This window comes from Streptomyces sp. NPDC005706 (assembly GCF_040631045.1).
GTDB lineage: Bacteria > Actinomycetota > Actinomycetes > Streptomycetales > Streptomycetaceae > Streptomyces.
The window spans coordinates 17462-28153 of record NZ_JBEXYS010000016.1 but is presented as its reverse complement, the minus strand read 5'-3'; the positions used below and the strand labels follow the sequence as shown (position 1 = coordinate 28153).

Below are 10692 nucleotides of genomic sequence, written 5' to 3'. Positions count from 1 at the left end.
GAGCGTCGTGACGACCGCGGTGACCGTGGTGGCCGTGGATTTGAGCGTCGTGACGACCGCGGTGACCGTGGTGGCCGTGGTTTCGAGCGTCGTGACGACCGCCGTCCGTTCGACCGTGACCGCGACCGTGGTTTCGAGCGTCGTGACGACCGCGGTGACCGTGGTGGCCGTGGTTTCGAGCGTCGTGACGACCGGGGCGACCGTGGCTTCGAGCGCCGCGACGACCGCCGTCCCTCCGACCGCCGTGACGAGCGGGGCGGCTTCCGCCGTGACGACCGTGGTGGTCACCGGGGCAGCGACCGCCCGTTCAACCGTGACCGCCGTGACGACCGTCCGGGTTTCCGTTCGGCCGGTCACGACCGCCCCTACGGCCGTCGTGACGACCACCGCGGCACCGGTTCCTTCGGCCGCCGCGACGACAAGCCGCGCTGGAAGCGCAACGGCTGACATCGGATGACCGGCTGACCGCCGGTCTCCACCGCCGAAACGGCCGCGGGCCCCGGAGATTCTCCGGGGCCCGCGGCCGTTTCGGCGCGGCCGATGGTCACACGGCGGCCGGTGACCGTCGGCTCCGCGCGCCGCCAGGCGTGGTCGAAGACCGTGGCGAGGTCCGCCGCCGCGCACAGCGCCGAGACGACGACGCCTAAGGGATCAGGGCCGCGCCGCGGATCCGGCGCGGTCCGAAGCGGTCCGTGATCGAGCCCGCGGCCGGCATCAGGCCGGCGAACACCACGGTGTGGGCGTCCACCGTCCACGGCAGCGCGGGCACCCGCGTGCGGCCGGAAACCCGCCTCGACTTCGTGAACCCGGCTTGATCCGGGCGGAATTCACGATGACACCCATGTGACGCATGTCACGGCACGTGGGAGGGAATCGCTGGGGGCATGACAGAAGACGCGATAGTGACGAGTGGCACGGACGGGCCGTCGGACGAGGAACGGCTTGCCCAGCTCGGCTACACCCAGGTCCTCGCCCGCCGTATGTCGGCGTTCTCGAACTACGCCGTGTCCTTCACGATCATCTCGGTCCTGTCCGGCTGCCTGACCCTGTACCTGTTCGGCATGGTCACCGGCGGCCCCGCGGTGATCACCTGGGGCTGGGTGGCGGTCGGTCTGATGACCCTGTTCGTGGGGCTGTCGATGGCCGAGATCTGTTCGGCGTACCCGACGTCGGCGGGCCTGTACTTCTGGGCCCACCGCCTGGCACCGCCCCGTTCGGCGGCGGCCTGGGCGTGGTTCACCGGCTGGTTCAACGTGCTGGGCCAGGTGGCGGTGACCGCCGGCATCGACTTCGGCGCGGCGTCGTTCCTCGGCGCCTGGCTGAACCTCCAGTTCGGCTTCGAGGTGACCCCGGGCCGCACCGTCCTGCTCTTCGCGGCGATCCTGCTCCTGCACGGCCTGCTGAACACCTTCGGCGTCCGGATCGTCGCCTTCCTGAACGGCGTCAGCGTGTGGTGGCACGTGCTGGGCGTGGCGGTGATCGTCGGCGCGCTGGCCCTCGTCCCGGACCACCACCAGACGGCGTCCTTCGTGTTCACGAAGTTCGTCAACGAGACGGGCTGGGGCAGCGGCTTCTACGTCGTCCTGCTGGGCCTGCTCATGGCCCAGTACACCTTCACGGGCTACGACGCCTCCGCCCACATGACGGAGGAGACCCACGACGCCTCGACGGCGGGCCCCAAGGGCATCGTCCGCTCCATCTGGACCTCGTGGATCGCGGGCTTCGTCCTGCTCCTCGGCTTCACCTTCGCCATCCAGTCGTACGACAAGGAGCTGGCGTCCCCGACCGGCGCGCCCCCCGCCCAGATCCTCCTGGACGCGCTCGGCGCCACGGCCGGCAAGCTCCTGCTCCTGGTCGTGATCGGGGCTCAGCTCTTCTGCGGGATGGCCTCGGTGACCGCCAACAGCCGCATGATCTACGCCTTCTCCCGTGACGGGGCGCTGCCCTTCTCGCGGGTCTGGCACACGGTCAGCCCCCGCACCCGCACCCCCGTGGCGGCGGTCTGGCTGGCCGCGCTCGGTGCCCTGGTCCTGGGCCTGCCCTACCTCATCAACTCCACGGCCTACGCGGCGGTGACGTCGATCGCGGTGATCGGGCTCTACATCGCCTACGTCGTCCCGACCTTCCTCCGTGTCCGCAAGGGTGACGCCTTCGAACGGGGGCCGTGGCACCTGGGCCGCTGGTCGGTCCCGATCGGCCTGGTCTCCGTCACCTGGGTGGCCGTCATCACGGTCCTGTTCATGCTCCCCCAGGTCTCCCCGGTCACCTGGAAGACGTTCAACTACGCCCCGGTCGCGGTTCTCGTCGTCCTGAGCTTCGCCGCGACCTGGTGGCTGGCCTCGGCCCGCCACTGGTTCCTGCGGCCGGCCCGCGTCCCCGCCCCCGAGCCGGCCGAACCGGTCGAGAAGTAGTCACGTCCCTCGCCCGACGCGGCCGGGTCGGCAATACCCGATCGGAGACGCGGCCGCGTCCGGCTATGCTCGGACAGGCAACATCGCCTGGGCCCTTAGCTCAATTGGCAGAGCAGTGGACTTTTAATCCATTGGTTGTGGGTTCGAGTCCCACAGGGCCTACGCAGTGACGCCCCCGGCTCAACGACACACCGAGCCGGGGGCGAGCCGTTTCCCGGGGTTCTCCGCGACCGCGGGCCGGTGCCCGGCGGCCCGCCGGAGGGACATGCCGTGACCCAGCCGCAGACCGACGGCCGGCCCGGGGCCCTGCCCCCCCCGCCCTCGCGTCCATGACCCTGCCGGCCGCCGCCGTCATCGTCCACGACCGGCCCGCCGGCCGGGTCGTCCTCCTCCGGCGTGGCGAGAACGCCAAGTTCGGCCGGGGCCTGTGGGACCTCCCGGTGGGCAAGAGCGAACCGGGAGAGCCGGTCACCGCCACCGCCGTGCGCGAGCTGTACGAGGAGACCGGTCCGACCGTGCGGCCCGAGGCGCTGAAGGTCGCGCACCTCATCCACGGAGCCCGGGGTGTCGAGGCGCCGGACGGCTACCTCACCGTCGTCTTCGCCGCCCACGAGTGGACCGGAGAGCCCGGGAACCGGGAACCGGCCAAGCACACCGAGGTCCGCTGGACCCGCGTCGACGAGCTGCCCGGGAACTGCGTGCCCGGCACCCGCCACGCGCTCTCCGGGTACCTCGGCGGCACCACCCGGTTGTCGCTCGACGGGTGGGGCGGTCCCGGGGACTTCGCCCAGGGGGCAGCCCTTAGGGTGCGGGGATGAGTTCGCGGGCGTATCTGTCGGAGCTGTTCTCGCTGGACGGCCTGGTCGCCGTGGTGACCGGGGGCAGTTCCGGCATCGGGCGGGCCGTCGCCGGTGCCCTGGCGCGGGCCGGGGCGAGCGTGGTGGTGGTGGCGCGCGGGGAGGCGGAACTCGCCGCCACCGTCGAGGAGCTGGCCTCCGACGGCTGCCGGGCGGCCCGGGTGAGCGCCGATCTGGGCACCCGCGACGGGGTGCGCGCGGCGGCGGAGGAGGTGGCCGGGGTGTTCGGGGAGCCCGACATCCTCGTCAACTGCGCCGGGATCAATCTGCGGCCCCCGATGGGCGAGCTGGGCGAGGACGTCTGGGACGCCACCATGGCGGTGAACCTGGAGGCGCCCTATCTGCTGGGACAGCGGTTCGGACCCGGCATGGCCGAACGCGGCTTCGGGCGGATCGTCCACGTCACCTCCCAGCAGGCGCACCGGGCGTTCGTGCAGAGCGGTGCCTACGGCGTGTCCAAGGGCGCGCTGGAGTCGCTGGCCCGGTCACAGGCCGAGGCGTGGTCGCCGTACGGGGTCACCTGCAACACCCTGGTGCCGGGGTTCGTGATGACGCCGCTCAACGCGCGTCTGTCGTCCGACCCGGAGCGGGTGGCGGCGCTCGCCGCCCGCACGATGGTGGGGCGCAACGGCCTGGCCGAGGACTTCGCGGGCGCCGCGGTGTTCCTGGCGAGCCGCGCCTCCGCCTACGTCACCGGCCAGTCGGTCTTCGTCGACGGCGGCCTCTCCGTTCACTAGCCCGGCCCCGTGCGGCCCCGCCCGGCGAAGTGCGGGCCCCGCTCAGCCCGCGCTCAGTTCCGGCAGGGCGTCCAACTCGACCAGCGGCAGCGTGTGCTGGGTCTGCAGGACCTTGGCGCGCAGGTAACGGACGTTGTGGGCCGTGGTGAAGACACCGGTCGGCACCCGGTCCCGGACGAGGACGCCGAGCGAGCGCAACTGCTGTGCCTTGTCGGGGTTGTTGGAGAGCAGGTCGAGCTCCCCGATGCCGAGCGCGCCCAGCATCTGGGCGGCGGCCGTGTAGTCGCGGGCGTCCTCCGGGAGACCGAGCGCGGCGTTGGCCTCGTAGGTGTCGAGGCCCTGGTCCTGGAGGGCGTAGGCGTCGAGCTTGTTGTACAGGCCGATGCCGCGCCCCTCCTGGCGGAGATAGAGCAGCACGCCCCCGCGCTCGGCGATGCGTTCGACCGCCTCGCGGAGCTGCGGCCCGCAGTCGCAGCGGGCCGAGCCGAAGACGTCCCCGGTCAGGCACTCGGAGTGCAGCCGCACCAGCGGAACCGCCCCGGGCTCGCCGAGGACGACGGCGACGTGCTCCTGGCCGTCGCCGAGGCCGTGGAAGGTGACGAGTTCGGCGTCGACGCGGTAGCCGTCGGCGAAGTGCAGCGGCACCCGGACGCGGGCGCGCGGGGTGGCGGCGGGGGTGTCGGACATACGGGCCTCCGGGTTCCGTCCGCACCTGCTTCAGATTTGAAGCAGTGGCTAGGTCCGGGACCCTACCGCATGCTTAAAAGTTAAAGCAACGCATTTCGCGGGGGCGCCGCGCGGCGCCCGTGTCTGGGCCGGCCCCGCACCCGGGCCGCGCTCAGGAGCGGGGCGGCTCGGGCGGCTGCCCCGAACAGGGCGACGATCGCCGCCGCCACGGCACGTCCTCCGCCGCGGCCCCCGTCTCCTCCCCCTCCAGCACCCGGGCCACCCCGGCGCAGATCTCCTCCAGCTGCCCCACCTGCTCGGGCGTGAGCCGGTCGAACAAGGTGGTGCGGACCGTCTCGACATGCCCGGGTGCCGTACGCTCCAGCACGGCCATCCCCTCCTGCGTCAGCACCGCGAGACTGCTGCGCCGGTCCCAGCGGCAGTCCTCCCGGCGCACCAGCCCGTCCCGCTCCAGCCTGGTCACCGCGTAGGTCAGCCTGCTGCGGGTGATCTTCAGGGTCTCTGCGAGGTCGGTCATGCGCAGTCGCCGCTCGGGCGCCTCGGAGAGGTTGGCCAGCACGGAGTAGAACAGGTGGGGCATGCCGGCCTCCTGCTGGAGCTGCCGGTCGATGGCGTCCTCCAGCAGCCGGGAGGCGGCGATGTAGGCGCGCCAGGCGCGCTGCTCCTCGGGGGTGAGCCAGCGGGTCGTCATGTCGCCAGTGTAAGTTTGTTTCAAACTTGAACCAAGGCTCCGCCGGGGTCTTCGCGAGGGAGCGCGCCGATGCCGTACCCGTACGTCCTGCTGTCCGCCGCCGTCTCCCTCGACGGCTACCTGGACGACACCGGCCCCGACCGGCTGCTGCTCTCCGGTCCGGCCGACTTCGACCGCGTCGACGAGGTGAGGGCCTCGGCGGACGCCATCCTGATCGGCGCCGGCACCATCCGCGCCGACAACCCCCGGCTCCTCGTCAACTCGCCCGGGCGGCGCGCCGCCCGAGTGGCCGAGGGGCGGCCGGCGTACCCCCTGAAGATCGCCGTCACCGCCTCCGGCGACCTCGACCCGGCCGCGCACTTCTGGCACACCGGCGGCGAGAAGCTCGTGTACACCACGGACCGGGGCGCCGGACGGGCCGCCCGCGTCCTCGGCGCGACCGCCGACGTGGTGCCCCTCGGTCCCGAGCTCGACTGGCGCGCCCTGCTGGAACACCTGCACGACGTGCGCGGAGTGCGGCGCCTGATGGTCGAGGGCGGCGGAACCGTCCACACCCAGCTCCTCCAGCAGGGTCTCGCCGACGAACTCCAGCTCGTCCTCGCCCCGCTCTTCGTCGGTGACCCGGCCGCCCCGCGCCTGTTCGGCCCGGGGGAGTACCAGGGCGGCCGGCTCCGGCTCACCGAGTCCCGCCGTATCGAGGACGTCGTCCTCATGCGCTACGAACCCACCGCCCCCGGCACCGGCCCCGCGCCGGCCGCCGCGGACCGGCGCTGGCTGGCCACCGCCTGCGAGCTGGCCGCCCTGTGCCCGCCCTCCCGCACGGCGTTCAGCGTCGGCGCGGTCGTGGTGGCCGCCGACGGCACCGAGCTGGCCCGCGGCCACTCGCGCGAGGGCGGCGACCCCGTGGTGCACGCCGAGGAGGCGGCCCTGGCGAAGCTGGACCCGGCCGACCCCCGGCTGCCCGGCGCCACCGTCTACAGCAGCCTGGAGCCCTGCTCCCGCCGCGCCTCCCGCCCCGCACCCTGTGCCGAGCTGATCCTGCGCGCGGGCGTGCGCCGGGTGGTCACGGCCTGGCGGGAGCCGGACACCTTCGTCCCCGGCGCCGACGGCACCGGGGTGCTGGCGGCCGCCGGCGTGGACGTCGTCCTGCTCCCCGAGTACGAGGGCCCGGCCAAGGCGCCGAACGCCCATCTGCTGCCCTGAGCGGCACCGCGCGGAAACGTGTGTGCGGAGCACCCCCAGGGATGGCGTATGCTTGAGACACAACGACGCGGGGTGGAGCAGCTCGGTAGCTCGCTGGGCTCATAACCCAGAGGTCGCAGGTTCAAATCCTGTCCCCGCTACTGAAGACTCAGGGCCGGAATCCAGTACATGGATTCCGGCCCTGAGTGTTTCCCGCCCGGCTCCCGCCGGACACCGAGGGAGCCGCGCCCACAAGGCGAGTGGCGTACGTCACAGCAGGTCATCCGCTCGGGCCACAGCAGTCGCCCGCCTCCCGGGCTCCCGCCACGCTGGTCGTACGTCGAGGACACGGGAGACCAGCAGTGCGCCCTGGTGAGGTGGAGGAGAGCCCGTACGCCAGGGCGGGCGACAGATTCCCCGGCGGACCCGCACCGGACCCGGACCCGGACCCGGACCCGGACCCGGACCCGGGCCCCGGCACCGGCCCCGCGCCCCTGCCGCCGGAGCGGTGCCGCCGCCCCGTCGCGCGCACCCTGCCCCACGCCCTCTCCCTCCTGCTCATCGCCGGCGGGCTGCTGTACGACCTGCTCACCCCGCGCGACTTCACCGCCGTGCCCTTCTTCACCGCCGCTCCGCTGGTCGCCGCGCCCCTGGCCTCGCTGCGCACCACGCTCCTCACCGGGCTGGCCGCCCTGGCCGCCACCTATGTGGTGCACGCCCACTTCGGCCCGGGCCTGGACGTCAACACCGTCACCCAGATCGTCACCGTGGCCACGGTCGCCCTGCTGGCCGTCGTCATCAACCGGGTCGTACGCCTCGGCGACCGGCGGCTCGCCTCCGTCCGGGAGATCGCCGAGGCTGCCCAGCGGGCCGTGCTGCCCGAGCCCGCTCCCCGCATCGCCGGCCTCGACATCGCGGCCCGGTACGAGGCGGCGCAGGAGGGCGCGTTCATCGGCGGCGACCTGTACGCGGTGCAGGACGGCCCGCACGGCGTACGGCTGGTCGTCGGGGACGTGCGCGGCAAGGGGATGGGCGCGGTCGCCGCCGTCGCCGTGGTGATCGGGGCGTTCCGGGAGGCCGCCGAGCACGAGGCCACGCTGGAGGCGGTCGCCGGGCGGCTGGAGCGGGCGCTGGCCCGCGAGGGCACCCGGCGCGGCGTCGACGCGCTGGAGGGCTTCACCACCGTCGTCCTCGCCGAACTGCCCCACGGCGAAGGGGTGGTGCGGGTCGTCAACCGCGGCCATCCGCCGCCCCTGCTGCTGCACGCCGACGGCACGCTGCGCGCCCTGACCGCGGACGAGCCCGCGCTGCCGCTCGGCATGGGCGACCTCGGCCGGTGGCCCGACCGCGCGGCCGAGTACCGCTTCCCGGACGGTTCCACCCTGCTGCTGTTCACCGACGGCCTCACCGAGGCCCGTGACGCCCACGGCCGGTTCTACGATCCGGTGCGCCGGCTCGCCGGGCGCCGCTTCCCCGACCCGCCCACTCTGCTCACCCGGCTCGCCGCGGAGGTCAGGCGGCACTCCGGGGGCGGCATGGCGGACGACATGGCGCTGCTGGCCGTACGCCGACCCGGGGCGGATGTGACCAACAGTGATCGGACGGCAGCCCTCCGCTTCACTGCTGAGTCACCATCAAAAACTCCGTGACTCCTGAATGCGGGTCAACTCGCCCGTTTTTCACGGCCGTGCGGCGTACGTCCACTCTCGGAAACGTTAATGATCAAGCCGAACGGCTTGGAATCTCACAGGTGGGTCTATTAACGTTCGATAACGCAGCGCGGTCGTCCCAGCCGTCACAAGAGGCGGCTCCGTGCGCACGCGCCGAATCCCGCAAGGGAACCGGGGAACCACCACCTTGGGGTGAATCACGCGGATGCCACCGTGAACCGATCCGGTTCTCGGTACGTATACGCGCGTAGGAGACCTTCCTGCTCCGAACCCGTCAGCTAACCCGGTAGGCGGAGGAAGGAAAGGAGTACGCCCGCGTGGCGTCCAACCGGCCTGCCCCCGAAGCCCCATACGTGCCCAGCCAGCGTGACACCGAAACATTCGGCTACGGCGGCTACAGCGCCGAAGAGGGTCCCTGGGAGGAATGGAACCCCACCGAGGAGTCCGTCCGCCCCGTACGCGGCCGGCACCGCGTCGCCAAGCAGCGCGGCGGACTCGCCCGCAGCTCCACCGTCCTCGGCGTCGGCGTCATAGCGGCAGTCGGCGCGGGCGGCATGGCCAGCGCCCACACCGGCAAGCCGCCGGTGTCCATCTCGATGCCCGACCTGCCCTCCGTCGGCTCCCTGTTCGACGACGACCACTCCGAGGCGTCCAAGGCCACCACGGCCTCGCTCAGCTCGGTCGGCACCACCGCCGCCGACAGTGAGCAGGACGCATCCGACGCGGGGGAGACCCTGCGCAACAGGATCATGGCGCAGGCCGAGCAGCAGCAGAGCAAGGCCGACTCCACGGCCACCGCGGCAGCGGCCGCCGCCGCCGGGCAGAAGGCCGCCGACGCGGCCGCCGAGGCGCAGAAGGAGGCCAAGGCCGAGGCCGAGGCCAAGGCCGCCGAGGCCAAGAAGGAGGCCGAGGCCGCCGCCAAGAAGAAGGCCGAGGAGGAGCGGCTGGCCGCGCTGGCCAAGCAGTACACGCTGCCGACGTCCTCGTACACGATCACCTCGACCTTCGGCCAGGCCGGTTCGATGTGGTCCTCCGGCTACCACACCGGCCTCGACTTCGCCGCGCCCACCGGCACGCTGATCAAGGCCATCCACAGCGGCACCGTCACCGAGGCGGGCTGGGCCGGCGCCTACGGCTACCGCACCGTCCTCACCCTCGACGACGGCACCGAGCTCTGGTTCTGCCACCAGTCCTCGATCAGCGTCTCCGCCGGCCAGAAGGTCAGCACCGGCGACGTCATCGGACGTGTCGGCGCCACCGGCAACGTCACCGGCCCGCACCTGCACCTGGAGGTCCACCCCGGCGGCGCTGCCACCGGCATCGACCCGATGGCGTGGCTGCACGGCAAGGGCCTCAATCCCTGAGCCCGGCCCGGGCCTCCTGAGCCCGGCATCCGGCATCTCGATCCAGCAGCCCTGACGCCCCCGGCGTCAGGGCTGCGGCCGTGTTCACACACCGTTCGCACGGTCCCGGAATGGGCGGTACCGGGGTGATCGTTGTAACCGGACATGACTGCTTCTCTGCGCAAACTCGGCTCCTCCGACCTCGAGGTCTTCCCGCTCGCCCTCGGCGGCAACGTCTTCGGCTGGACCGCCGACGAGAAGACCTCCTTCGCCGTCCTCGACGCCTACACGGCGGCCGGCGGCAACTTCGTCGACACCGCCGACTCCTACTCGGCGTGGATCGAGGGCAACGAGGGCGGCGAGTCGGAGACGATCATCGGCAAGTGGCTCAAGGCCCGCGGCAACCGCTCCGACGTCGTCGTCGCTACCAAGGTCAGCCAGCACCCGGAGTACCAGGGCCTCACCGCGGCCAACATCAAGGCCGCCGCCGACGCCTCGCTGCGCCGCCTGGACACCGACTACATCGACCTCTACTACACGCACTTCGACAAGCCCGAAGTGCCGGTGGAGGAGATCGTCGGCGCCCTGGACGAGCTGGTGAAGGCGGGCAAGGTCCGGCAGATCGCCGCCTCCAACATCAGCCCCGAGCGGCTGCGGGCCTCCCTCGACTTCTCCGACCGCGAGGGCCTGGCCCGGTACGTGGCCCTCCAGCCCCACTACAACCTGGTCTCCCGCGACACCTACGAGGGTCCGCTGCAGGACCTCGCCGCCCGTGAGGGCCTCGCGGCGGTCCCGTACTTCGCCCTCGCCTCCGGCTTCCTGACCGGTAAGTACCGCCCCGGCACGACGGTCGACAGCGCCCGCGCCGGCTCGGCCGCCAAGCATCTGGACTCCGAGCGCGGTCAGCGGGTGCTCACGGCCCTGGACGAGATCGCCGGCGCCCACGACGCCCCCGTCGCCACGGTCGCCCTCGCCTGGCTGGCCGCCCAGCCGACGGTCACGGCCCCCATCGCCTCGGCCCGCACGGTGGAACAGCTCCCGGCGCTGCTGGGCGTGGCGGAGCTGCGGCTCACCCAGGACGAGGTGGACCGCCTGAACCAGGCCTCCGCCTGAC

General features: G+C 72.5%; 9 protein-coding genes, 2 tRNA genes, 2 pseudogenes and 1 riboswitch. Of the genes and pseudogenes, 11 read left to right on the top strand and 2 right to left on the bottom strand.

Annotation, left to right across the window (positions count from 1 at the left end; all coding sequences use genetic code 11):
- The 6 genes and pseudogenes from ABZ478_RS24165 to ABZ478_RS24140 form a co-directional block, all read left to right on the top strand.
- Window positions 1-447 (top strand): annotated as a pseudogene (locus ABZ478_RS24165) (RNA helicase); the annotation flags it as partial.
- 245 nt (window positions 448-692) lie between these two features.
- Complete coding sequence (locus ABZ478_RS24160) at window positions 693-815, top strand: hypothetical protein (RefSeq protein WP_359552640.1); 123 nt, start codon at window positions 693-695, stop codon at window positions 813-815.
- 69 nt (window positions 816-884) lie between these two features.
- Window positions 885-2411, top strand: coding sequence for an amino acid permease (locus ABZ478_RS24155; RefSeq protein WP_359552638.1), 1527 nt, complete (start codon window positions 885-887; stop codon window positions 2409-2411).
- Window positions 2412-2500: 89 nt separating this feature from the next.
- Window positions 2501-2573, top strand: a tRNA-Lys gene (locus ABZ478_RS24150).
- Window positions 2574-2681: 108 nt separating this feature from the next.
- Window positions 2682-3229 (top strand): annotated as a pseudogene (locus ABZ478_RS24145) (NUDIX domain-containing protein).
- A complete protein-coding gene (locus ABZ478_RS24140; protein WP_359552636.1) occupies window positions 3226-4005 on the top strand; it encodes an SDR family oxidoreductase in 780 nt (259 codons plus the stop codon). The pseudogene ABZ478_RS24145 and the gene ABZ478_RS24140 overlap by 4 nt, the downstream one beginning before the upstream one ends.
- 42 nt (window positions 4006-4047) lie before the next feature.
- On the opposite strand, the gene ribA is transcribed toward ABZ478_RS24140, so the two are convergent.
- Window positions 4048-4692: a GTP cyclohydrolase II gene (gene ribA / locus ABZ478_RS24135; protein ID WP_359552634.1), complete on the bottom strand. Its 645-nt coding sequence runs from the start codon at window positions 4690-4692 to the stop codon at window positions 4048-4050.
- 151 nt (window positions 4693-4843) lie between these two features.
- Window positions 4844-5383: a MarR family transcriptional regulator gene (locus tag ABZ478_RS24130; RefSeq protein ID WP_358940016.1), complete on the bottom strand. Its 540-nt coding sequence runs from the start codon at window positions 5381-5383 to the stop codon at window positions 4844-4846.
- Window positions 5384-5452: 69 nt separating this feature from the next.
- On the opposite strand from ABZ478_RS24130, the gene ABZ478_RS24125 reads away from it, so the two are divergent.
- From ABZ478_RS24125 to ABZ478_RS24105, 5 genes are all read left to right on the top strand, one after another.
- Window positions 5453-6586, top strand: a complete 1134-nt coding sequence (locus ABZ478_RS24125) for a dihydrofolate reductase family protein (RefSeq protein ID WP_359552632.1) — start codon at window positions 5453-5455, stop codon at window positions 6584-6586.
- A gap of 66 nt (window positions 6587-6652) precedes the next feature.
- Window positions 6653-6726, top strand: a tRNA-Met gene (locus ABZ478_RS24120).
- A 201-nt stretch (window positions 6727-6927) separates the two neighbouring features.
- Window positions 6928-8214, top strand: a complete 1287-nt coding sequence (locus tag ABZ478_RS24115) for a PP2C family protein-serine/threonine phosphatase (protein ID WP_359552630.1) — start codon at window positions 6928-6930, stop codon at window positions 8212-8214.
- Window positions 8215-8376: 162 nt separating this feature from the next.
- Window positions 8377-8545, top strand: a riboswitch (cyclic di-AMP (ydaO/yuaA leader).
- Between the two features lie 7 nt (window positions 8546-8552).
- On the top strand, window positions 8553-9599 hold the full coding sequence (locus ABZ478_RS24110) for a M23 family metallopeptidase (protein WP_359552628.1): 1047 nt from the start codon (window positions 8553-8555) through the stop codon (window positions 9597-9599).
- A 144-nt stretch (window positions 9600-9743) separates the two neighbouring features.
- Window positions 9744-10691: an aldo/keto reductase gene (locus tag ABZ478_RS24105; RefSeq protein ID WP_359552626.1), complete on the top strand. Its 948-nt coding sequence runs from the start codon at window positions 9744-9746 to the stop codon at window positions 10689-10691.
- Window position 10692: the final 1 nt, after the last annotated feature.